Genomic DNA, 24,493 nt, shown 5'->3' with positions numbered 1-24,493 from the left:
CCTCTTAACTCTGTCAGGACTGGGGCTGACCAAGGCGGTAATCTCTGGGAGAAAGTCCATAGGCTTCCTTGAATTTTCTATAAAAATAGCTGCTATTGTCATAGCCGATGTAGGTGTAAATATCCTCAATAGTGAGGGTGGTATGGCTTAGAAGATAGGCAGCCTGTTGAAGACGCCTTGCAAGGAGCTGCTCTTTAAAATTTTTACCGGTATGCTTTTTTAGCAGTCTGCTTATGTAGTAAGCAGGCTGCTTTGTTTGTTTAGCGATAGTTTCAAGGGTTCCATGTTTGTAATGATCATCAATATACTTCAAGACCGTCAGCAACAGATTCTGCTCATACTGAGAAGGAGTCCCCTGGTTTACAAGTCCTGCATAGACAGACAGGGTTTGCAACAGAAGCCCCATAGTAGTGCGGTTGATGGTGTTTATAACTGTCTCGGATTCCTGATACAAAAGGGTGTATATCATGTTTTCCATAAGGTTCTGCACCGGAAGAATGTCTGAAGTAGGAAAGTGCAGGTAAGTAAGGAAGGATGAATCCGGAGAGAGGACTGAAATCAAAAAGTCTCTTAGAAGATCACCCTCCGGGATCATGTTCAAAGCTTCATCAAAGAATTCCGGTAGCAGTATGAAATTAACGGCAATATCATTTTCACCTGCGGGCATTATCTCCTGAGTAGTGTTCTGATTAAGAAAAAGCAGCTCGCCGGCTTTTAAAGTAATCTCATCAGTATCATTTAAAATGTGATGTGTTTCTCCCAAAACCATGTAGACCATTTCAACATAGTTGTGACTGTGCTTTGGAAAATGCACAAAGCGGGTATGGGGACGAATCTCTATAAGACGTCCCTTTTTTAATAACAGATCACTGTTAACTATGAAATTCTGACCTGTGGAGTATCGGCTCTTGTCAATTTCAAGACCGCTTAATATCTCTTTTTCTTCACCTGTCAGCTGCCTTAGCTGCTCTATAATCTGCTTATTCATAGCTATATTATAAATTTTTCGAATATGCAAATAAAGTCCTATTTTTTGTAGTATAAGGTCCTTAAGAATGGAGGTTCATATTTATATAATAATTTTAGATTCATGGGAATCACCTGGCATAAGCATTTGTAATCGTAAACTTATGTCAGGTGAAGCATATCCTTAGAATCTACAAGAGAAGTTTACAGAGGCGGAACCATCATGACGAAGTCATGATTTGGAATGGTTCCGACCGATAGGGCAGGATTACGAAGTAATCGTGCCGATACACACAGTGAGGAATAATTATTATGGGTAAGTATTACTTGGCGGTTGATATAGGGGCTTCAAGTGGACGCCATATGCTTTTTCATATGTCTGATGGGAAAATCCGCATGGAAGAGATCTATCGCTTTGAAAATGGCATGGTCTCAAAGGATGGGAAACTTCTCTGGGACACAGATAAACTGTTCAGGGAAATTGTAAGTGGAATGAAGGAATGTAAAAAACTTGGGAAGATTCCTGTTTCGATGGCAATAGATACCTGGGCGGTTGACTATGTTCTCCTTGATGAAAACGACAGGCTACTGGGTGACACCTATGGCTATCGAGATCACAGAACTACAGGGATGGATGAAGAGGTTTATAAGTGTATTCCGGAGAAGGAATTATATAGCAGGACAGGTATTCAAAAGGCAATCTTTAATACAATATATCAGCTCACTGCTGACAGGATTAAGAGACCGGATGTATTAAGAAGTGCAAAAACTTTTTTGATGATTCCGGATTATCTGAATTTCCTTCTGACAGGAAGAAAGGCATCTGAATATACAAATGCCACCACAACACAGCTTGTAGATCCTGAGACAAAAAAGTGGGATAAGGAGCTTATCAGAAAGCTTGGACTTCCCGGGGACATTTTCCTGGATTTGCAACTTCCCGGAAATGAAGTCGGAAAACTCAGGGATGAAATAAAAGAAGAAGCAGGCTTTGACTGCAGCGTGATCCAATGTGCAAGCCATGATACTGCATCAGCTGTAATGTCCATGCCTGATCCCGGCGATGATGGCTTATATATAAGTTCAGGAACCTGGTCACTCATGGGAGTAGAGACAAAAAAGGTGCTTTCAGGGGAGTGCGACAGGGAAAAGAACTTCACTAATGAAGGCGGTTATGATTACAGATTCAGATATCTTAAAAATATCATGGGACTTTGGATGATTCAGTCGGTAAGACATGAAGCTGATGATCAGCTTAGCTTTGCGGAGTATGCAAGTCTTGCGAAAGAGGCGGACAGCTTCCCGTCTTTAGTGGATGCAAATGACGACAGATTCTTATCACCTGAGAATATGACTGAGGAAATAAAAAGAGCCTGCAAGGAGTCAGGGCAGGAAGTTCCACAGACTCCGGGAGAAATAGCGGCGGTCATATATAAGAGTCTTGCCAAATGCTATGGAAATACCGTAAAGGAAATCATCAGCAACACCGGAGCGGATTACAAAGCGGTCCACATCATAGGTGGGGGCTGCAAGAACCGATATCTTAATCAGCTTACAGCAGATGCTACAGGACTTAAGGTTCTTGCAGGACCTTCTGAGGCAACAGCTATCGGAAATGCTATGGCTTTGATGATAAGAGAAGGAGAGCTGAAAGACCTTTCCATAGCAAGAAATGTAGTCCACGATTCATTTGAAATAGAGGAATTTAATCCTAATAGTAGGAGGATAATAAAATGTTAGTAGAAACAAAAGCGAGAGTTGGAGTATTCTCAATTGCTTTAGGGGCATATTTACCGCAGTTTCCCTCACTTGTACCTGAGTTTAACAAGCAGTTTGAGGATTTTAAGGCATCTATGCCTGATACGGTAGAGGTTATTGATGGGGGAGTTGTAACAACAAAGGAACAGTCACAGGAGGCAGGAGAGAAGTTCCGAGCAGCAGATGTTGACCTTGTTTTCATGCAGCTTCTTACATATGCTACCTCATACAATATGCTTCCTGCAGTAAAGGACCTGGATGTTCCCGTGGTTTTGGTAAATCTGCAGAAGCTTAAGGCACTTGATTATGATACAGCAGGAACAGCGGAGTGGCTTGGCGAAGCTTATGCCTGCGGTGCAGTAGGAGAGATGGTTGCAGATCTTAACAGATATGGCAAGCGCTCTGCGGTTATCACGGGTGTAGTAGAGGGCGGAGACCCGGCAGTAGCAAAGCAGATTGATGAGTGGTGCCGCGCTGCACAGGTGAGAAGACGTTTCAGAGATACAAACCTTGCCCAGATCGGAAGACCTTATCCCGGAATGATGGATCTTTATATAGATGAATCAAATCTCTACAGAAGAATGCATGTGTACACAAAACAGTTCGACTGGGAAAAAATCTGGGCTATTGCCGATGATATCACAGATGATGAAGTGATAAGGGCAAAAGCACAGGATATACTTGATACCTTTGATGTTGAAGGCGGCGGAACCATTGAGAAGGTATATGAGATGGCTAAATATGTTGTTGCTTTTGAGAGATGGGTAAAGGATGAGAAGCTTGGCTTTGTTGCTTCGCATTATGACGGATATGCGAAGGGACAGGCAGGTGTCGTTGACAGTCTTCTCATTCCGGCATTCTCAATGCTTATAAAGCAGGGAACAGCCTGTGCAGTTGAAGGCGATATCAAAGTGGCAATGGCTATGAGTATCCTTAAGACAATAGCAGGATCCGGCCAGCTTGCAGAGATGTACACCATTGACTTTAATGATGATGTTACACTCATTGGTCACAGCGGCTCAGGAGACTACGATTTCTCAACAGCAAAGAAGCCTACCATGAAGATTGTGGACGTGTTCCACGGAAAAACCGGTGGTGGATATCTAACACAGTTTTATCCACCTGCAGGAGATATCACTTATCTTGCAATCACTCAGGATGGTGACGGACATTTCAAATTCGTTGCAGCTGAAGGTGTTAATGAAGAGGGAAAAATCCTCCAGAACGGTGACACTATGATGCGAACAAGATTTGCATGCTCTGCAGCTGAGTTTGTTACAAAGTGGAGTGAGTGTGGACCTACCCATCATTTTGGTGCAGCAATAGGTCATCATATCGATACAATTGCAAAGGTTGCCAAGATATTTGATGTACCGCTTGAAATTGTGACCAGATAATAAAAGGAGAAAAAATGAGTATTTTAGATGTTAAATTTGTTAAGGGATTTATTCGTATGGCTAACGATGGATGGGAACAGGGCTGGCATGAGAGAAATGGCGGTAACCTTTCCTACAGAATGAAGGATGAGGATGTAGAAGCCGTTAAGGAGTACCTTAAAGAGGACGGTCCGTTTGCCGAAATCGGTACCGAGGTTCCGGGACTTGCAGGTGAGTATTTCATGGTAACAGGCAGCGGTAAGTATTTCCGCAATGTGATCATCGATCCTGAGGATTCGATCGGTATCATTAAAGTGGATGAGACCGGAACTAAGTATCAGATTCAGTGGGGCTTTGTAAATGGCGGGCGTCCTACCTCAGAGCTTCCTTCACATCTTATGAACCTTGAGGTTAAAAAGCGTGTTACCAACGGAAAATACAGAGTTGTTTATCATGCTCATACAACCAATACTATTGCACTTACATTTGTTCTTCCTTTAAAGGATGAGGTGTTTACAAGAGAACTTTGGGAGATGGCTACTGAGTGTCCTGTTGTATTCCCTTCAGGAATAGGCGTTGTTGATTGGATGGTTCCGGGAGGAAAAGACATCGCTGTTGCGACCTCTAAGCTAATGGAACAGTATGATGTAGCAATATGGGCTCATCATGGTATGTTTGCGGCAGGTGAAGATTTTGACCTTACATTTGGTCTCATGCACACTGTTGAGAAATCTGCAGAAATACTGGTAAAGGTATTGTCAATCACACCAAATAAGCTCCAGACCATAACACCTGATAATTTCAGGGATCTTGCAAGGGATTTCAAGGTTGAACTTCCTGAAAAGTTCCTGTTTGAAAAATAATAGTATTGTGCAACAGATATTACTTTTGCGGACTGTTTCATCTTTTTCGCAAAATGGCAAATATTTGTTGCACTTTTTTATTCCGGAGTATCATCACCGCGGCCACGGTATTCAATAGGAGTGATGCCAAAGCTCTTTTTAAAAAGCCTTGTGAAGTAGGAGTAATTATCATAGCCCACATACTGAGAGATATCGTGGATTGGATAATCAGACTCTGATAACAGTTCTTTTGCAAGAGATAGGCGTTTTTCTATGACATAGTTTTTGTAGCTCATTCCGGTCTGTTTTTTGAAAATTTTTGTGATGTAATCAGGATCAAAGAAGAACATGACAGAGAGCTGTTCACGGCTTATGTCTTCTCTGAAATGATCATCAACATATTTCAGCATGGCAGTGATGTTAGATTCATTTTCAATAGAATCTGTACCGATATCAGGAATATCAATCTTGCCTTCTAAGGACAGGGATTTCTGGTTTTGGACTTCCTCAGCTTCCTTTAATGCCTTTTTTATTATTCGTGTAAGTTCAGCATAATCTATAGGCTTTAGGAAATAGTGGAAGCTCCGCAGTTCAACGGCCTTCTGGGCATAGGAGAAATCTGCATAATTGGTAAGGAAAATAGTCGGTACGTTATTTCCCTGCTCACGAATATATTTCAGGAGATCCAGGCCTGTTCCATGGGGCATATCAATGTCGCTAAGGAGCAGGTCTATATCGTTGCTCTCCATTATTTCCTTTGCACTGTTTATATTATTTGCTGTAAAAACTTCGGTTATTCCAAGGCTCTCCCAGGCTATTCCCTTTTGAAGAGCTGCAATAACAAAGCGGTCATCATCAACCAGTAAAACTTGCATAGTGTATATCCTTTATGCTTTCTCTTTGCTTAAATACTTAGTTATTTTTGGGAATCTATGACTGTTCTGCTGTGTTTTTAGGGATACCTAAAATCACAACTCCGCCACCATTTTCCATGTTTTCAAGTCTGAATTCAAAATCGTCATTATAAAGAAGTTTAAGTCTTCTTATGCAATTGGTTATACCGATTCTTGCTCCATCGATAGTAAGGTACTCACCATTTCTGATCTTTTCAATAACTTCAGAGGGGAATCCCTGTCCGTTATCTCTTATGGAAATCTCCAGGTAATCCTCACCATTTCTCATGTAATCCTTTCCGGTGATTGAGATTTTCAGGCTGTCCTCATTGGGCTCGGCATACTTGATGATATTCTCCACAAAACTGATCACAAGAAGAGGAGGTATAAGCACATCAAAGTCCTTTTCATCAATATCACAGGTGTATTCAATATCATCGGAAAGACGCATCATCTGGATATCAAGGTAATCCTCTGCATGGGCAATCTCACTGCTCAAGGGAACGAAATCCTTATCAGCCTGGAAAAGGTACCTGAAGTACTTCGAAGTAAATTGAAGCATCTTCTGGGCTGCTGATACATCACCAAGGCTCAGCATGCTGTCGATGGTTGTAAGGCAGTTCAGATAAAAGTGCGGCTTAATCTGCTGCTGTAAAAACAGGATTCTGAATTTATTCTGGTCAAGCTCAGCCTCATAAATGTTGATTTTCAGTCTTGTAATTTCATGGATCAGACTCTTAAACTGATCGTTTATCTGGTTCAGCTCCTGTATCTTACTGTCTGTAAGATCAAGTGAGAGAGAAGCAGTATCAGATATAGAATCCATCTTTGAAAGATTACTCGAAAAAATCTTTATGGGAAGTATCACTCTTTTATAGGTCGCAAGTATGTAGCCGCCCATGATGACGCTAAGGGCAAGGGCTGTCAAAAATACCAGAAACTGTAAAAGAAAAATCTTTCCATAGCTTCCAAGCATATCTGAGTCAATAACAAGAGTAAAGGGAAGTCCAGACTTTTCACCGGGGAAATACAGCTTATTGTAGTAATAGCTTAAAAATCCCCTGGGACTTTCCGCAGTCTCATAGAAGGACTCATCATTAAGATTCTGAAGCTTTATGTTCCCATAGCGTCCAAGGTTAGTCTTGGAGAGTGGAGCAACAATATCCTCCGCTGCGACAAACGCCACAAAGGTGCGGTGATTATAGGTTATCTGGTAGTAAAGGTATGGAACCCCGTCAACTACGCAGGTGTTCCAGGAAAAGCCCTCCGCACCGATTATCTTTACCGTATCCATTATGACTCGTTTTCTTATGGCCTTATAGGTTTTATAAGATACCTTGAGCTCAGAAGCATTCATAAAAATGTTCCCCTGATCCCAATAGAAAAAGTACATAAATTCGGAACCGGTTGAATACTGCATATCGCTTACTCGTAGTCTCAGATCATTTCCTGCCTGCCTGAAGATTCCTATGCTGTTATCCAGTGAAAAGGAATCCAGGATTGGATCGTGAACTACAGTCCATTGAACAAAATGTGCAACGGCATTAAGTTTTCCTTCTAATTCTGTTTGATAAATATTTACTGCATTCTCAACTGCAAGATTATTTTGTTTTCTTATTTCCAAAAAAGAAAAACTACTTATGATCACGAAAATTATCACAACCGGAATAGCGGACCAGAGAGTTTTTCTTAAAATCTGTACAACCGTGTATGCTCTGCGTTTTTCTAAATTTTTCATACGTTCATTATAATTAAAAGCTTTTTGTATCGCCACTTATTTTGTCAGCATGTTCGGAAAAGTGCTATCCATAAAACAGAAAAGTGCTATTTTTGGATTCATAAAAACGATAAGATTTGAACTGTCAAAAATACAAGTTTTAATCAGCTTAAAGAAATTACGTTGAAAAGAGGATCGGACATAATGAAAGAAAAAGCCCTGAAAAACATTAAAAAGTATTATCAGTTGTATCTGTTACTATTACCATCAGCGGTTCTTTTATTCTGCTTCGCATACCTGCCCATGGCTGGGATTGTGATAGCATTCCAGAATTATTCACCGGCGCTTGGAATATTCAAAAGTCCGTTTGTCGGAATGAAAAATTTCATACAGTTTTTCAAGTCTTATCAGTTCACGGTAACGATAAAGAACACACTGGTGATTAGCTTGTATAGCATTCTGGTAGGATTTCCGCTTCCGATTCTTCTGGCACTTATGTGCAATCAGATGAAAACGAAGTTGTTCAAGAAAGTCTTCCAGGTTATTACATATCTGCCACATTTTATATCAACCATGGTTATGTGCGGTTTGATACTGATCTTCCTTTCACCAAGCAGCGGTCTGTTCGCTAATCTTTTCAGACTGTTCGGACAGGAATTTCCAAATCTTATGTCAAGCGCAAGCGGATTCAAGCACATCTATGTATGGAGCGATATCTGGCAGCACCTTGGATGGGACAGCATAATCTATCTGGCAGCTCTGGCAGGAATCGATCCTACCTATTACGAGGCTGCAACAGTAGACGGCGCAAGTACACTACAGAAGATTAAATACATAGATATACCGATGATCCTGCCAACAGCAATGGTACTTCTTATCATGAGAGCAGGCAGCATCCTGGGAATAGGATTCGAGAAGGTTTTCCTTCTTCAGAATGTTCAGAACATAATGAGCAGTGAAATCATATCAACCTATGTTTACAAGATGGGTATGCAGAGCATGCAGTACAGCCTTTCAACAGCAATCGGTCTGTTCAACACAGTGGTAAATGTAATTGTTCTGCTTTTAGTAAATCTTCTTGCTAAAAAGTTAACTGATAGTAGTTTGTTCTAAAAACAAATAAGGGGAATGGAAAATGGAATTAGTTGTTAGAAGTGTAGAAGAGACAGAAGTTAAAAAGAAGAGAGTATTTACTCAGGATAAGCTGGTGAATATTCTGTTTCATCTGATAGCAGTAATTATGATAATTGCGGTCATATATCCACTTTGGTTCGTTATCATAGCATCCTTTAGTAATCCCGCGGATGTAGCCAATGGAAAAGTCTGGTTATGGCCAAATGTAATTGATGTAAGGGGATACCAAAAGCTCTTCGAACAGAGTCAGATCTGGAAGAGTTATTGGAACACCATTGTATATACCTTCACCGGCACGTTCGTCGCGTTGTTCGTTAATATCACTGCCGGTTATGCTATGTCAAGAAAGGATCTGCCCGGAAGAAAATGGATCAATGTATTCTATTTGATTCCAATGTTTGTCGGAGGAGGCCTGATACCAACCTATCTGATAGTTAAGCAGTTCGGACTTCTTGACAATTTCCTCGTAATGATCGTTCCATTTGCGGTATCCACTTACAACATCATCGTGGCAAGGACATTCTTCCAGAACTCTTTGCCAGAATCCTTATGGGAAGCAGCCCAAATAGACGGATGCAGCACCTTGAGATACTTCGTTCAGTTTGCAGTACCTCTCTCCAAAGCGGTAATCGCTGTAGTAGGACTTTGGACCGCGGTAGGTCTTTGGAACTCCTGGTTCAATGCTCTGATTTATCTTCAGAACGAAGATCTCATACCGCTGCAACTACTTCTTAGAAGAATTCTTATTGCCAATGAATCTCTTCTTGGTGCAGCGACAGGTACCATGGCTCAGGAGCTCAGACAGCTCTCAGACATGATGAAATATGCTTCAATCGTGGTTTCTACATTGCCAATCATGGCTCTCTATCCGTTCTTGCAAAAGTACTTTAATCAGGGAGTAATGATAGGCGCAGTAAAGGGTTAATCAGGCTCAGTTTTTTATGAGCTGAAGATTCCTGAATACATTTTCATCTGTGTTTTCAGGAAGTCACTATTTATATAGTTAAGGAGAAGGAGAAGAAAATGAAAAAGACACTAAAAATGACAGCAGGCGTGTTAGCACTTAGCACTGTACTTGCAGCATGTGGTCAGAGCGCACAGGTTTCTGAGAATGCAGGAAACACAAAGACTGAGACTTCAGCAGATACTGTAGCTGCTTCATCAGAGACTTCCTATAAGGTTGCGACTGTAAGATGGGCAGACTGGGGTGAGGACTACCATACAGGTTTTCCGGATGCTGCAGCAAGTGAAGCGGGAATAACAGTTAATTGGGATACTATCCTTAATTCTGACTGGGGCGATAAAAAGGCTGTTCTTCTTGCAGGTGGTGATCTGCCTGATGCATTTATGGGTTCAATATGCTTTTCAGAGTCAGACATACTTACTAATACAGGATCTTTCATAGCTCTTGATGATTACATCGATGAGTATATGCCTAATTTCAAGGGCATAATTGAAAGTGATCCTACAATGAAGGCACTGGCAACATCAGCTGACGGTCATATCTATGGTCTTCCTTCCAAGAAGCCCTGCAGACCTACTGTTGCAAACCAGATGTTCATAAATAAGCAGTGGCTTGATAATCTTGGACTTGAAGTTCCTACTACCTACGAAGAATTTGAAAATGCTCTTGTTGCTTTCAAAGAGCAGGATGCAAACGGCAACGGTGATCCTAATGATGAGATTCCTTTCGGACAGGGATATGCTGATTCTGTAATGTTCTTCAGCCTTCCTTTCGGAACAACATTAGGTGCAGACGGAACATACATGATGGCAATTCAGAACGGTGAGCCTGTATACCTTCCTGTTACTGAAGGATACAAGGAAGGTGTTCAGTGGATGCACGAGTGCTTTGAAAAGGGCCTTATCGATCCTGAGCTTTTTACAGAAGATTCTTCCATGCGTGATGCTAAGCTCATGAACGAGACACCTATTATCGGTGCAGCTCCCGGCTGGACAGCAGATTCAACCTTTGGTGCAAATGCAGGAGAGTACGTTGCACTTCCGGCTCTTACAGGTCCCAGCGGAGAAAGCTATATCTCATCTGATCCTGAGCATTGGAACTACAGCAGATATGAGTTCGTTGTAACTTCTTCATGTGAGAATCCCGGTCCCCTTCTTTCATGGGTAGACAAGTTCTACACAGAGGATGCTTCAATCCAGAACTTCTATGGTTCATTCGGTGTTGGTATCGAGAAGAATGATGCAGACGGAACATACACAGTTCTTGAGCCTCAGGACGGAAATTCAGCAGATACATTTGCATGGATCGAGTCACTTCGCGATTTTGGTCCTAAGTATGTAGCTGAAGGCTTTAACGATAAGGTTAAATATGCTGCAGAAAACGGTGATGCTTCCAAGCTTGCTCTTGATAAGGAACTTGGAAAATATGCAAAGGAAGCATTCCCTAATGTAAGTTACACAACAGACCAGCTTAATACACTTTCTACACTTTTCACAGACCTTGATGCTTATGTTGCATCTAACCAGGCAACATGGGTAACAGAGGGCGGAATTGATGAGCAGTGGGATGATTACATCAAGATGCTTGAGACAATGGGCTACAATGAGTTCATCAAGATCCAGCAGGATGCATACAATACCTATAACTCAAATAAATAAGGTGATCTGATAAAATAAAAACCACCATTTCCTTGAAGCGATAAGGGCATGACCGCTAACAGGATATGGTGGTTTTTGGTGTATAAACTATAAGAAGTGTTGATGGAAATATATCACGCCTGGGCCAGCATTCTTCCGAGATCTTCGCACTGGGAAACTGCATCATCGTCAGGTGCATTGTTGGCAATCACGCCTTCTCCGCCAATGATTGTAGCTCCTGCAGCTGCAAGTCTGTCCTGCCAGTCTCTCATCCACTGACCATCTCCCCATCCATAAGAACCAAAAAGTGCAACCTTTTTACCGCTGCATTTTGTTTCATAATCTGCAATGAAAGGCTCAACAGTGCTTTCTTCAAGTACCTCTGCACCCATAGCCGGGCATCCGAATGCAATTACGGACTCATTTGCTGCATCGGAAGGAGTGATAGAACCAAAAGTTGCAACTTCTGCTTCGCCCCCTGCACTCCTTATACCATCTGCTACTGCATCTGCCATAGCTTGTGTATTGCCACTTCCACTCCAGAAAATTACTTTAACTTTACTCATACTTCCCATCCTTTCTAGGTTTTGAATCATTAAAAATCATATTACCTTCGGAAAATATGTTAGCAAATGCTAACAAAATAATCAAGACAGCTTAATGATAATAGTTATCACGGAGGTTTTTTTGAATAAAAATAAAATTTATAATAATTTAATCATTAATTCACGAAATTATAGATAAAATAGTAGTATGAAATCATGCGGGCATTTCAATCTTTTTTATGGTGATAAGTATGGATTTTAAAGCTATTATTGATTCGCTGGTATCAACTTCATGCATCATGTCAGTGGAAAAGCTTCCTGATGATGAAATAGGGGAAATACGCATTGTTGCAGCCAACAAAAGGTATAAGCAGGATTTTTCAAGCTATTATGACGGGATACTTTATACTGAACTTTTCCCAAAGGACAGGAAGTTTGAGCATTTTGTTTTTACTGCAGCTATAAAGCATAAACAGATACATACATATATTGAAGCAAAGGTCATCAATATGTGGATGGATCAGGTTTATATTCCACTTGAATCAGACAGGGATGACACAGGCTACTGTATATTTTCATATGAACTTACTGAGAAAGCAGATCCCGACAGGCTTGGAAACGTAACAATGGACACAGCAAGCTCTGTGATAAAAAGCTGCGCTGTATTTCGTACTGCTGACAGTTTTAAATCTGCTGTTGATGAAGTTGTGAAGGAAATTTTTGAGAAGTGTGGGGCTGAAAGAGTTTCGGTTGTCAGCATAGATGAAGCGACAAATGGGGTCAGATATATCGGTGGTATAGCAAGAAGCAGAGATGAAGAGACACGTGGGCGTGACATTGAGGATATCCCTCCGGATGTTGTAAAAACCTGGGATAAAACAATAGAGAAGAGTAATTGTCTTATCATCGCAGATGAGTCAGATATGAAGTCTCTTGAGGACAGGAATCCTGCCTGGGCAAAATCGATGATCGAAGCAGGTGTTCAGAGCATTTGCTTTGTGCCTTTGCAGCAGAACAGGAAAACTATAGGTTATCTGTATGTGGTGAATTTCGATACCGACCGCACTATAGAGATAAAGGAACTGCTGGAGCATACTTCATTTTTCCTGGCAGCGGAGCTGGCTAATAATAATCTTATGGAAAAAATGAAGGAACTCAGCAACAGTGACATGCTGACAGGTGTTATGAACAGAAACGCCATGAACATCAGGGTTGATGAGTTTGTATCAAGGCTTGAGCTAAGATGCAGGCCATACGGCGTGGTATTTGTTGATCTTAATGGACTAAAATATGTCAATGATAAATATGGGCATGAGGCAGGAGATCAGATGCTTTGGTCCGCCGCATCCATTATTTCATCAGTCTTTGGAGATGATGAGATATACAGAGCAGGCGGAGATGAGTTTACGATTATAACCACTGGTAAGTCAGAGGATGAGTTCCTTGACAAAATATCAAAACTGAGAGATAAGACGACGTATCCTTCAGAGATAACCATGTCTATAGGGTATTTTTATTCAAGCGGAGGAGACGATATTCGTATTGCCATGAGAAATGCAGATATTCTCATGTACAAGGATAAGGAGGAATTCTACGCAGTCCATCCTGAATTAAAGAGCAGAAAAATCTAAAAGACAAGGAAGAATGTCGCTTTCGACATTCTCGCGCCGAGCGCGGTTGCTGAAGGCAACATATTCCTATCGCGCGAGTGCGCATCCATAGCGGAGCGCTTTTTATGATATAGGAATTTCGGAGAAATTTCCTATATCAAAAAAAGCAGGACATGCAGATAGCGGCATGATCCTGCTTATTATATAATCACTGAAACTTCGAATACCCAAAAAATCTCCGGGTTAATATTCATCCAGATCCGCGATATAGTATTCTGACCAGCTATACTGGTTCATATATTCTCCGTTATTAATCTTTTGACTCATCACTATCATCAAAATGAACAATTCAGAAGTATTAACGATTGGTATTTTTGAAAATGAAGTTTATACAAAATTTATTCATATTTAATTGCGTTCATGCAGTAATTTTAGTGTAATTATAAGGAGGGTACTGTGTCTTTTTGTGGGTACAAGCGGAGAAATCCCGCAGGATTTTTGTACTGAGCACTGTAGTTAAATTTACGACTGCTAAGAATCCGTAGAGTGGAGATATAGTTGTGGGCGAAAAAAATGATCAGATAGCCAATAAGCATAATGTCGTAATTATCATTATTTCCACCGCCAGTATGGGTGTTTTGTTAGAGAGCATTCTGCAGGGATGGGAGTTCTGGATGCCGCCCCTTATTATACTTGGCATTGTTATATGCTGGGCTATCCATGTCAGAAGCTATCTTGAGCCAAAGATCAGAGAAAATATCTACATGATTTACTCGATGTTTTTGGCGTTTTATCATGGTGGGCATGGAAACAGCTTGTTCGATGCCGTTGTTTTTTCAATTCTGATGATGGTCACGGCAACGCTTCTCAAGCGTGAAGAGTATCTTTTCCCATTATTGATAGAGTTTTTTGCAATCATAATCATGCAGTTGTTATGGATTGCCGGAAGCAAAGAAGTGGACCTTAGTGGATATGATCTACTTCGTATAGCGTTTCAGGTGCTGCTTGAGATATGCTGTTACAGAGCTTTGAAGGCTGTACTTAAGAATGAGCGCACGGTAGAGGATGAACTGCAGAGTAAGAATGACGATGAGGAAACTGAAAGCATAGGACTTGAGGATTTCCTTGTAAACATATCCCATGAGCTTCGTACCCCTGTTAATGTTATAAACGGTATGACAAGTCTTATCTTAAAGAAAGTAAGAAACAATGATGTTATAGCGATACGAGATGCAGGTGTAAGGCTTTCTCTTCAGATCGAAGATATTCAGGATTACAGTGAAATACAGCGTGGAGATGCCAGACTTGAAGAGGATAGATATGAGCTGGCATCGCTTCTTAATGACATCATTACCAATTACAATATACTTTCAAAGGATGAAAGTCTCGAATTCGTCATTGATCTTGATCCCAATATGCCTTCTCTTCTAAGGGGAGATGCTGCTAAAATCCGTAAGATCGTAGATCATCTTCTTGATAATGCCTTCAAATTCACAAGCGAGGGTGGCGTTTATCTGAAAATATCAGGCATAAAAAAAGCATATGGAATGAATCTGCTAATCGAGGTATCGGATACCGGTATCGGTATGACTGACAGTGATATCGAAAGGATAACCAGAGGACGGTATCAGGTTAATAAGAGGCGTAACAGAAGCACCAGCGGAATAGGTCTTGGTCTGTCACTGGTATTTGGATTTACCAGGCTTATGAAGGGTTTTGTTACGATCGAGAGTCAGAAGAGGAAGGGCACAACTGTACGAGTAAGTATAGCCCAGGAAATCATAGATCCCTCCCCTTGTATGACAATTACGGAAAAGAAATTCATAAACATTGCCTTTTATTTTATCCCCAATAAATACAAGCGGCAGGAGGTAAATGAATTTTACAAGTCTATGGGCATGAATTTTGCCGTGGGATTAAGAATTAATTTGTATGCAGTACCAAATATGCTTGAGCTGAAAAGACTGATGGAAAAAGGTAAGATCTCACATATATTTATCGGTATTGAAGAATACAGTATTGATCCGGATTATTTCGAAAGTATTGCATCAGATGAAGTGATAGTTGCTGTGTCCAGTAAGTATGATTTTGCCCGTCCCGGAAATAGCAGAGTGATCCGGATTGCAAAGCCTGCAAGCGGTTTTCAGATGCTTAGAGTATTGAACGGAGATACCTACGTTCCTTCACTTTTGTCAGATGAGACAAAGCCTGTACTCGACGGAGTTCGTGCACTTATTGTTGATGACGAACCCATGAACCTGGTTGTGGCTTCGGGGCTTTTTAAAGAATATAACATGGATATCGATGTTGCTCATAGCGGAGCCGAGGCACTGATCAAATACACGCAATCCTTCTATGACGTAATATTTATGGATCATATGATGCCGGAGATGGACGGTATTGAAGCTATGAAACAGCTTAGGAGAATTGCTTTGGATAATCGCAGGAATGTCTGTGTGATAGCACTGACTGCCAATGCCATAAGCGGTGCCAGGGAGATGTTCCTTCAGGAAGGTTTTGATGGCTTTATCAGTAAGCCTATTAATCTTAGTGCATTTGAACGTGTAATGAACCGTGTCCTTAAAGACGGAACTCTTCAGAAAAGAGGAGGTGCAAAATGAAACTACACTTCCTTGACAAACTGATAAATACGGTAAAAGACCCGGGACGCAGCTTCAGGGAGCGTGTCTTTGTGCTGCTCACCATTATCACGGAATTCTTTGTATTATGTGGACTGGCGGGGGATGTTGCTTTTTCTGAAAATCCGGTTGAAACCACCATGGTTGCAATAGTTGCGATTATCATCCCGCTGGTGACTTATGTAGGTGTTAAGACAAATAAGGTAAAATCTGCCATAAGATTTATTGTTATCGGTATTGTTCTGGTATTTTTACCGATATTGTTCTTCTTCGGTGGAGGAATAAAGGGCGGCGGAATTCACTGGATAATTTTTGCCTATCTGTACACGGGACTGGTTCTTAGCGGTAGATGGAGACCGCTTATGCTTGTTGTGCTTACGATAGAAGCAGGCATTTTCTATGTGAACGGATATTTCTATCCAGAAATCGCAAACCAGCATCAGGAAAGCATGTTTTACATAGACTCGTATATTTCCCTGATTCTTGTAGGACTTATCTGTTGTGTTATGGTCTGGTTCGAGGAATGGCTTCTTAATGAGGAAAACAAAAGAGCCAGGGAAGAGACCAAAAAGGTTGAGGAACTGAACCGGACACAGAACCGCTTTTTCTCAAATATGAGCCATGAAATAAGGACTCCCATCAATTCAATCCTTGGTCTTAACGAGATAATTTTAAGGCAGGAGGATGCTTCAGAGGAGATACTTAAAGATGCTGCCAATATTCAGGGGGCCGGAAGAATGCTCCTTGCCCTTGTAAATGATATCCTTGATTTTTCCAAGATCGAAGCGGGGAAAATGGATATTATCCCTGTTAATTATAATCTTGAGATCTTGCTTTCCGAAATAGTAGGCATGATATGGAAGCGTGCTGAGGAAAAGGGGCTTGAGCTCAATATCGAAATTGATCCTTCAATACCGGCAGAGCTTTTTGGCGATGAAATGCGTATCAAACAGATACTCATAAATCTTTTGAACAATGCCATAAAGTACACCAAGCATGGTTCAATCACTCTTACCGTGGAGAAGGAAGAGATAAGAGAAGAACAGATAATGCTGCTGTTTTCAGTCTCTGATACAGGTATGGGTATAAAGCAGGATGCAATTCCTTATCTCTTTGATGCTTTCCAGAGAATGGATGAGGATAAAAATATCAAGATTGAGGGAACAGGTCTGGGTCTTGCCATAGTTAAGCAGCTGGTAGAACTGATGGGAGGAAGAATCACAGTTAACAGCGTTTATACCCAGGGATCTACCTTCATGATAGCCCTTTGGCAGCAGGTTTCAAGAAAGGATGCCATAGGCGATGTAAGCTTTGTAAAATTTGGAAATATCAGAAAGACAGAGAAATATATCCCGGCATTTACAGCTTCTGAAGCAGCAATACTTATTGTTGATGACAATGAGATGAATCTGGAGGTGGAGAGAAAGCTTTTGTCAGATACGGATATGACCATACATACTGCAACAAGCGGACAGCAGGCGCTGTCTATGACTCTCAGCTATCGCTATGATCTGATTTTTATGGATCATCTGATGCCGGAGATGGATGGTATTGAATGTCTGCAGAATATCAGAAATCAGGAGGGCGGCTTAAACAATAATATACCCGTTATAGTTCTTACAGCCAATGCGGACAGTGAAAACAGAGAACTCTACAGCCGCAGCGGTTTTGATGATTATCTTGTAAAACCTGTCACGGGACTGCAGCTTGAAAACATGTTGCTGAATCATTTGCCTGAAATAAAGATCAATATGACGGAAGGGCAGGATGGCGAAAAGGCTCAGATGAACACTGCAAGTGGTTATAGCAAGAAGCTTTCTGTCGCCATCTGTACAAGCACGATGTGTGATCTGCCATCTAAAGTGGTAAATGGGAAAAATCTGGATATATTACCGTTTAGTGTTATCACCGGGGACAGATCTTATAGAGACAAGGAAGAGGTTAGTACAGAGGATCTTGTTCACTATATGCATGAGGGTATTGAGTTTAATTCAGCGCCGCCTACAGTTGAGGAATTTGAGAATTTCTTTGGCCGTGTGATGAAAAAGGCACACCAGATAATCTATCTGACACTGGCTCCTACGTTTAGCAAAGAATATGAGAATGCAAAGACTGCAGCAAGGGCATACGAGAATGTAATAATATTCAATTCAGGCTTCAATTCCTGTGCACTTGGACTTATGGTACTCATTGCACACAGAAGTGCCATGCAGGGAAAAACAACTGATAAGATACTTGAAGAACTTACGAAAGTAAAAGAGAAGGTAAGGTGCAGTTTTATCACTACTGATGCCTACTTCATGATGAGGAGGGGGATTATCGGTAAAACCCTTCATGGAATCATGAGTACTTTTTCCTTCAAACCCGTAATTCGTGTCATCAACGATAAGGTGACAGTATGGCGCCTGTTTATGGGAGAGAAAGAGGAGTGCTATACAAAGTATATAGACCATGTTCTTAACAGGTTTGAGAATCCTGATACAGACCTCATTATTGTGGAACACATTAATCTTACGGAAGCAGAAAAGGACATGATAAGAGAGAGAATCAGTAAGAGGTTCCATTTTGAGCACATAGTATTTCAGAAGGTCTGCGCAGCAATGACCATTAGTTGTGGTGCCGGAGCAATTGGTTTGTCATTCCTTGAAAAGGGAGATGTGCCCTATAATCTCAGCATGATGCTTTCAAATGATAAAAATGATGAAGAAGAAAGCTTATCTGATGAGGTAGAGCTTCAGGAAATCGCTAAGAAAGAATCTATTTATTATCCGGTAAACAACTCCTATGAAAAGGTGGGAGATGAGAGTATAGAGAGGATTGCGGATGAAACATCATATATAAACAGAGATGATTTAAAGGTATCTCCAAAGGAAGAATATGCAGAAGAAATCTTCGAGAGTATCGAGGGAATAGATTATTATAAGGCTCTTGAAATAGCAGGCTCAAAGAAAACACTGAATGCAGTTTTGAAGCTGTTCTATCAGACTATTGAGCTAAATGCCAGTGAAATAGAGAAATGCTACAAGGCAAATGACTGGGATAATTACATAATTAAGGTTCATTCCCTAAAAGACTCAGCAAGAATCATAGGTGCAGACGAATTATCAGAGCTTGCGTTAAAGCTCGAAAATGCAGCAAAAGACGGAAATACTGAATTTGTTCATAAGAATACTGACAGACTACTTGGCAATTACAGAAAATATCTGAAGTATCTGGCAGAAGAATGATAAAAAGGAAGCATGATGAAAAAGAGGTCAGGGATAGCAGGAAAAGTATATAATATTCTATTTGGTATTATTCTGGCATGTTTTTTCATTGTAATACCAATCAGATCAGATATACGTAGCACCAGATATACGCAGGTGCCTATTAGCTTTTCAGAAAAATGGAGGGTCGGGTCAGAGCCTGTCAAAAGGATAGAGCAGGTTATGGCAGGTGAGCATGGTGGAACCGTAATACTTGAAAAGAGACTTCCGGCTCGTCTTTCTGAGAAGGATTCGCTATGCTTTGAATCTCAGAATTCTAATTTATCTGTTTTTATAGATGATAAATTGGTGTACAGCTTTAGAACTAAAGAGAATCTTACCGGCAGAAGTACAGGTATAGTATTTCATGAGGTTGGAATTGGAACGTCCAATATTACAAAGACCGTGAAAATCATAAATTCATGCTGTTATGACAGGCAAAAGACAGGCAGAATCATGAATGTGTATATCTGTCCGCCATCTGATTATATGCGGCTTACCTTCAGGAGAATGCTGGGTGCCTGCATCTATTGTATACTCATGATACTTTTTGGCGGATTGCAGATGCTGGTATACAGATCAGTTCCTGACAAGGATACGCTGCCATTCAACATAAGAGCCCTTGGTCTTACATCCATAATAGCGGGAACGTGGCTTTTTATAGATACAAATGTCATGCAGGTGCTTACAGGCTCCATATATGCATGGCGCGGAATGAGTAAAGTTCTTCCGTTTATGGTGGGATATCCTCTGATAGCTTTCTTTAATTCACTCACAGTAAGAAAGCGTAAAATATATCAGCATATCAGCTTCTGGATGTCGATATTCTTTGAGATAGCCCTCATAGGTTCCAGATATCTTTTGAATATGGATATGGCATATTCCTTTTCTCTTTTCCTGATACCGTACATAGTTCTTGTGATGCTGATAATGCTTATCATAGCCAATGATAATGCTCATTATTGCAGGGTCAACGGTCTGGCAATTGAGATCAGGAGTATATATTTCATAATTATTTTTGTACTCGGCTGTGGACTTTTGGACCTTATTAAGGATTTCACTGATCAGACTTTTACAGATGTTCAGGGAATATATACCAGGGCGGGCATGGTCATATTTGTAGTGTATATGAACTTCAAATTCCTGAAATGGTGGACCAAGGATCATGCTCAAATTATGCGTGAACGATTTATAAATCACGCTCTGCAATATGCTGTATCTTCAGATTCTCCTGAGCATAACATAAAGGCTATGCTGAATTTTATGGGAACTGAGCTTGAAGCTGACAGGATATTCATCTTTGAGAGTCAGATCAACGGAACATTCCGTGGAAGCTATGAATGGTGCAGGGACGGATTAAAGCCTGAATCGGTTGAACTCATACATTTAACGTATGAGGGGGTCCTGGATAAACTCTATAAGCGATACCTGGATAATGGCAGAAAATTTATAGTAAATGATATAGAGCAGTTAAAATCAACAGATCCATATTTTTATGATATTTTAAAAAATTATAAAATAGATAACCTGGTGACGGGTGCCCTTGAAATTAATGGTAAATTTATGGGAATCTGCGGAGTGAGCGGAGCTCCTGAAGATAAACTTACGGATATTTCAGAGATAATAAATCTGATATCCTACTTCCTCTCTCAGCTGATCCTCCAGAGGGAAGAGCAGAAGAGAATGTTTTCATATAATTACAGGGATGCGCTTACAGGTGCAAAAAATCATATGGCTTACAGAATGTTTCTTGAAAATTCGCTTGATATGTCCAAGACCTTTGGATATATGAGAATGGGAATTATTGGACTTGAGGATGTAAACAGGGAGCAGGGCTATGATGTGGGAGACAGGATTCTGATAGAGGTTTCGAAGTGCCTCATGGAAATCTTTGGATCTGAGAATGTCTACCGCATGAACGGTAATGAGTTTGTATGCTTTGGATTTGAGACAGAGGAGTCATACTTTGATAATGACGTTGAATGTGCAAGGAGAATGATAGAGAGGAAGGGCATAAATATATTTGTCGGAGCTGCCTACTGTGCCAACGGAACGACTGATATGGAGATAGTGTTCAGTCGTGTGGATGAGCTGATGCAGGAAGATCTGGTGCACTGAAACATACATATTCTTCGCAATTTGATTAAAGATGAACATGTCAGTTCTTGACCCTTACATCATTATGATAGATAAACCAGCTTAAAAAATGTCGGGTTTTACTGAAAAGCACCTATGGAAAGCAGGAGTGGTTTTTATGTATCATTAAGTGATAAGAGTATGATAAGAGGTGCGTGTACCTGTCATGGTGACAGATACCGCAAAATGTATCGGACTAATTCCGGAAAGGACTGAACATGCTGATTAAAGAAATGAAAATAAATGGGGTAAAAGAGCCCATAGGATACCTTACAGAATACCTTACTGCGACCTTTAAGATCACGGATACTAAATCTCACAAGGCGGATATATGCAGGCTGGAGGTAGCGCAGGACGAGAATTTTGATGATATCATTTTCACAGAAGATAATGCCAGCCCAATAGGGACAGCTATAAATATCGAATTAAAGCCAAGAAGCCGTTATTTCTTCCGCGCCTATGTCAAGGGAGATATGGGAGATGAGGCGACAGGAATGTCCTTTTTTGAGACAGGTAAAATGGAAGATGAATGGGCTGCGGACTGGATAACAGCAGGGAAGGGTGACCTTCATCCCATACTTCGCAAGACCTTCACCCCGGAGAAGAATGTAAAACGTGCCAGACTCTATATCTGCGGTGTAGGCCTGTTTGAGGCATACCTAAATGGTGAGAAGGTGGGGGATGAGTATCTTACTCCTTATGTGACCAATTATGAAAAAGGGATTCAGATCATTACTTTTCCTGTAGAAAACTACCTGCAGGGCGGCAGAGAGAACGCCTTGGAGATATATCTGGCAAAGGGATGGTATATGGGAACCTTCGGCCTTGAAGGTACAAAAGAAAACTTCGGGAATCAGATGGCAGCCATCGCTGAACTTCACATTGAGTATGAAGCCGGAAGTGAACTGATAAAAACTGACGGTTCCTGGGAATACAGAGGCTCTGATTTTGAGGATACAGGTATATATGACGGTGAAGTATTAAACAGAACACTATGGGATGGAAAAGAAAACGAATGGAAGAGTGTGTCGGTAATTTCAGAACCTCAGGATGACAAGGGCACCGCTAACCTTGTAAAAAAGAACCTCAGGGACAGACTCTCCATCCCCGTAGTTGTCAGAGAAGAGATAAATGCAAAAGAAGTTATTGCCACACCCGCCGGGGAGAGGGTGGTAGATTTTGGCCAAAATTTCGCAGGATTCGTCGAATTTAAGGCCGATTTCCCCAAGGGCACAAGAATTGTACTTAACTTCGGTGAAATCCTCCAGAAGGGCAATTTCTACAATGATAATTACAGAGAGGCAAAATCTGAATACGTTTATGTCTCCGGGGGAGAGAAGGAGACGGTAAGAACACATTTCACCTTCTTCGGATTCAGATATATGAAAGTCTCAGGGTGGCCGGGAGAGATTAGCACCAATGATTTTACCGGAAAAGTATTGTGCTCTGACGTAGAAAGAACCGGTTTTATTGAGACAGGAAATGCAAAGATAAACAGACTCTATGAGAACACTTTGTGGGGCCTGTATTCTAATTTTATAGACATGCCGACCGACTGTCCCCAGAGAAATGAGAGGCTGGGCTGGACAGGCGATGCGCAGGTATTCTCTTCAACCGCAACCTACCACACTGATACCCTTGCTTTTTTCAGAAAGTTCAACAAAGACCTGAGGGATGAACAAGAGCTTATAGACGGTGCAATCCCCAATTATGTGCCTAATATATGCCATAAGAAGGATGCAGGTCCTATATGGGGAGATGTGGGTACAATTGAACCCTGGAATCTCTACAATGCCTATGGGGATAAGGAATTCTTGAGATCAGCCTATCCGATGATGAAGGACTGGGTTGATTATATAGACAGAGAGGATGCAAAGAGGGGTGAAAGAAAATACATCAATGATTTCTCCTTCACATTCGGTGACTGGCTTGCACTGGACGGGGCTACTGAAACCAGCTTCAAGGGCAGCACAGAGGATGCATATCTAAGTACTGTGTATGATTACAGATCTGCGGTCATAGTGGCTGATGCGGCGAAAATACTGGGGTATGAGCAGGATGAGATGAAATACAGAGCCCATGCCGAAAAAATCCGTGAGGCAATTTTAAATGAGTATTTCACCCCCAACGGACGTCTTGCAATGGATTCACAGACGGGGATTCTTGTGGCACTTAAGTTTGGCATCTGCAAAGACAGGGAGAAGCTCATATCGCAGCTTAAAGCCAGATTTAAAAAGGATATGTACAAGATCAAGGGAGGCTTTGTCGGAGCTACCATGATGTGCACCGTTCTTGGTGAGAATGATATGTCAGACATTGCCTATGATTTTCTCTTTAACGAGAGCTTCCCGGGATGGCTCTACGAGGTGAATCTTGGAGCAACTACCATCTGGGAGAGATGGAACTCTGTCCTTGAGGACGGCACAATATCTCCTACAGGCATGAACTCGCTAAATCATTATTCCTACGGTTCTGTCGAGGAATTCATGTACGCTTATGCAGCGGGAATAAGACCTAAAACCGCAGGATACAGAGAGATAATTATAGATCCGCATCCGGACGTGAGACTAAAGTTCCTCAAGGCTTCCTACAACAGTGTCAGAGGAAAGATTGTATGCGAGTGGAAGATTCGTGATGATGGAGATATCAGCCTCCATGTGGAGATCCCCTTCGGAACCCATGCAACTCTCCATCTTCCGGGGAATTCATCGGAATCGGTAAAGGAGCTTGAAAGCGGAGTGTATGATATTACCTACACACCTGACAGAGATTACAGGAAGCCCTTTGGATGGGATTGCAGACTTTCAAGACTTGCAGGTAATGCAGATGCCGAGAACATTCTCAAAAAGTATGTTCCGCCCCTTGCGGGGATGCTGCATGACCCTGAGACTTCATGCAATACCTTCAGAGAACTGTCCCATATGGGATTTTTGCCGATAGATCCTGAGGGACTTAAAAAAGCAGTGGCAGAGCTTGAGGAAGTAATTGCCAGGTGAATGGCAGACACTAAACTTATTTGATTACTTACAGA

The 24,493-nt window shown here is 41.3% G+C and carries 15 protein-coding genes; 11 read left to right on the top strand and 4 right to left on the bottom strand.

The features are described 5' to 3' along the window. Positions 1-13: 13 nt before the first annotated feature. The gene (locus G622_RS0107755; protein ID WP_026510233.1) at positions 14-988 is read right to left on the bottom strand and encodes an AraC family transcriptional regulator; all 975 of its coding nucleotides are present in this window, start codon (positions 986-988) and stop codon (positions 14-16) included. Between the two features lie 290 nt (positions 989-1,278). Here G622_RS0107755 and rhaB point away from each other — a divergent pair, with 290 nt between their 5' ends. The 3 genes from rhaB to rhaD are packed head-to-tail and all read left to right on the top strand — an operon-like array spanning position 1,279 to position 4,963. Then, entirely contained in the window at positions 1,279-2,706 is a 1,428-nt protein-coding gene (rhaB, locus tag G622_RS0107750; RefSeq protein WP_026510232.1) for a rhamnulokinase, read from the top strand. Then, on the top strand, positions 2,700-4,121 hold the full coding sequence (locus tag G622_RS0107745) for an arabinose isomerase (protein ID WP_026510231.1): 1,422 nt from the start codon (positions 2,700-2,702) through the stop codon (positions 4,119-4,121). The genes rhaB and G622_RS0107745 overlap by 7 nt, the downstream gene beginning before the upstream one ends. Before the next feature lie 14 nt (positions 4,122-4,135). Beyond that, positions 4,136-4,963: a rhamnulose-1-phosphate aldolase gene (gene rhaD, locus G622_RS0107740; RefSeq protein WP_026510230.1), complete on the top strand. Its 828-nt coding sequence runs from the start codon at positions 4,136-4,138 to the stop codon at positions 4,961-4,963. Between the two features lie 77 nt (positions 4,964-5,040). Here rhaD and G622_RS0107735 read toward each other — a convergent pair whose 3' ends face one another. Continuing rightward, positions 5,041-5,817 carry a response regulator transcription factor gene (locus tag G622_RS0107735; RefSeq protein ID WP_026510229.1) on the bottom strand — a complete coding sequence of 259 codons (777 nt, stop codon included), beginning with the start codon at positions 5,815-5,817 and terminating at the stop codon, positions 5,041-5,043. 55 nt (positions 5,818-5,872) lie between these two features. Further along, positions 5,873-7,573, bottom strand: coding sequence for a sensor histidine kinase (locus G622_RS24480; protein ID WP_049945744.1), 1,701 nt, complete (start codon positions 7,571-7,573; stop codon positions 5,873-5,875). A 183-nt stretch (positions 7,574-7,756) separates the two neighbouring features. Between G622_RS24480 and G622_RS0107725 the strand changes: the two genes are divergently transcribed. The 3 genes from G622_RS0107725 to G622_RS0107715 all read left to right on the top strand — a co-directional run bounded on the left by G622_RS0107725 (position 7,757) and on the right by G622_RS0107715 (position 11,308). Further along, positions 7,757-8,665: an ABC transporter permease gene (locus G622_RS0107725; protein WP_026510228.1), complete on the top strand. Its 909-nt coding sequence runs from the start codon at positions 7,757-7,759 to the stop codon at positions 8,663-8,665. A 22-nt stretch (positions 8,666-8,687) separates the two neighbouring features. Then, positions 8,688-9,611: a carbohydrate ABC transporter permease gene (locus tag G622_RS0107720; protein WP_044913329.1), complete on the top strand. Its 924-nt coding sequence runs from the start codon at positions 8,688-8,690 to the stop codon at positions 9,609-9,611. Positions 9,612-9,709: 98 nt separating this feature from the next. Continuing rightward, positions 9,710-11,308 (top strand): extracellular solute-binding protein, encoded by a 1,599-nt coding sequence (locus G622_RS0107715; RefSeq protein WP_026510226.1) that lies wholly within the window; start codon positions 9,710-9,712, stop codon positions 11,306-11,308. 113 nt (positions 11,309-11,421) lie between these two features. Here G622_RS0107715 and G622_RS0107710 read toward each other — a convergent pair whose 3' ends face one another. Then, positions 11,422-11,853 carry a flavodoxin gene (locus G622_RS0107710; RefSeq protein WP_026510225.1) on the bottom strand — a complete coding sequence of 144 codons (432 nt, stop codon included), beginning with the start codon at positions 11,851-11,853 and terminating at the stop codon, positions 11,422-11,424. A 230-nt stretch (positions 11,854-12,083) separates the two neighbouring features. On the opposite strand from G622_RS0107710, the gene G622_RS0107705 reads away from it, so the two are divergent. From G622_RS0107705 to G622_RS0107685, 5 genes are all read left to right on the top strand, one after another. Next, positions 12,084-13,463, top strand: a complete 1,380-nt coding sequence (locus tag G622_RS0107705; protein WP_026510224.1) for a sensor domain-containing diguanylate cyclase — start codon at positions 12,084-12,086, stop codon at positions 13,461-13,463. A 539-nt stretch (positions 13,464-14,002) separates the two neighbouring features. Then, a complete protein-coding gene (locus G622_RS0107700) occupies positions 14,003-16,063 on the top strand; it encodes a response regulator (protein ID WP_026510223.1) in 2,061 nt (686 codons plus the stop codon). Beyond that, positions 16,060-19,308 carry a DegV family protein gene (locus tag G622_RS22115; protein WP_049945743.1) on the top strand — a complete coding sequence of 1,083 codons (3,249 nt, stop codon included), beginning with the start codon at positions 16,060-16,062 and terminating at the stop codon, positions 19,306-19,308. The genes G622_RS0107700 and G622_RS22115 overlap by 4 nt, the downstream gene beginning before the upstream one ends. A 12-nt stretch (positions 19,309-19,320) precedes the next feature. Beyond that, positions 19,321-21,444 carry a sensor domain-containing diguanylate cyclase gene (locus tag G622_RS0107690; RefSeq protein ID WP_081675230.1) on the top strand — a complete coding sequence of 708 codons (2,124 nt, stop codon included), beginning with the start codon at positions 19,321-19,323 and terminating at the stop codon, positions 21,442-21,444. Positions 21,445-21,680: 236 nt separating this feature from the next. Continuing rightward, positions 21,681-24,458 (top strand): family 78 glycoside hydrolase catalytic domain, encoded by a 2,778-nt coding sequence (locus G622_RS0107685; protein ID WP_026510221.1) that lies wholly within the window; start codon positions 21,681-21,683, stop codon positions 24,456-24,458. The last annotated feature ends 35 nt before the right edge of the window (positions 24,459-24,493 follow it).

Origin of the sequence: Butyrivibrio sp. LC3010, from assembly GCF_000424385.1 — a bacterium.
GTDB lineage: Bacteria > Bacillota > Clostridia > Lachnospirales > Lachnospiraceae > Butyrivibrio.
The sequence above is the reverse complement of the archived record's forward strand: the minus strand, read 5'-3'. Positions and strand labels throughout refer to the sequence as shown.

Excerpts from the sequence above, each read along its gene's own strand:
- G622_RS0107755 (WP_026510233.1), bottom strand. The coding sequence starts at position 988 with ATGAATAAGCAGATTATAGAGCAGCTAAGGCAGCTGACAGGTGAAGAA.
- rhaB (WP_026510232.1), top strand. The coding sequence starts at position 1,279 with ATGGGTAAGTATTACTTGGCGGTTGATATAGGGGCTTCAAGTGGACGC.
- G622_RS0107745 (WP_026510231.1), top strand. The coding sequence starts at position 2,700 with ATGTTAGTAGAAACAAAAGCGAGAGTTGGAGTATTCTCAATTGCTTTA.
- rhaD (WP_026510230.1), top strand. The coding sequence starts at position 4,136 with ATGAGTATTTTAGATGTTAAATTTGTTAAGGGATTTATTCGTATGGCT.
- G622_RS0107735 (WP_026510229.1), bottom strand. The coding sequence starts at position 5,817 with ATGCAAGTTTTACTGGTTGATGATGACCGCTTTGTTATTGCAGCTCTT.
- G622_RS24480 (WP_049945744.1), bottom strand. The coding sequence starts at position 7,573 with ATGAAAAATTTAGAAAAACGCAGAGCATACACGGTTGTACAGATTTTA.
- G622_RS0107725 (WP_026510228.1), top strand. The coding sequence starts at position 7,757 with ATGAAAGAAAAAGCCCTGAAAAACATTAAAAAGTATTATCAGTTGTAT.
- G622_RS0107720 (WP_044913329.1), top strand. The coding sequence starts at position 8,688 with ATGGAATTAGTTGTTAGAAGTGTAGAAGAGACAGAAGTTAAAAAGAAG.
- G622_RS0107715 (WP_026510226.1), top strand. The coding sequence starts at position 9,710 with ATGAAAAAGACACTAAAAATGACAGCAGGCGTGTTAGCACTTAGCACT.
- G622_RS0107710 (WP_026510225.1), bottom strand. The coding sequence starts at position 11,853 with ATGAGTAAAGTTAAAGTAATTTTCTGGAGTGGAAGTGGCAATACACAA.
- G622_RS0107705 (WP_026510224.1), top strand. The coding sequence starts at position 12,084 with ATGGATTTTAAAGCTATTATTGATTCGCTGGTATCAACTTCATGCATC.
- G622_RS22115 (WP_049945743.1), top strand. The coding sequence starts at position 16,060 with ATGAAACTACACTTCCTTGACAAACTGATAAATACGGTAAAAGACCCG.
- G622_RS0107690 (WP_081675230.1), top strand. The coding sequence starts at position 19,321 with ATGATGAAAAAGAGGTCAGGGATAGCAGGAAAAGTATATAATATTCTA.
- G622_RS0107685 (WP_026510221.1), top strand. The coding sequence starts at position 21,681 with ATGCTGATTAAAGAAATGAAAATAAATGGGGTAAAAGAGCCCATAGGA.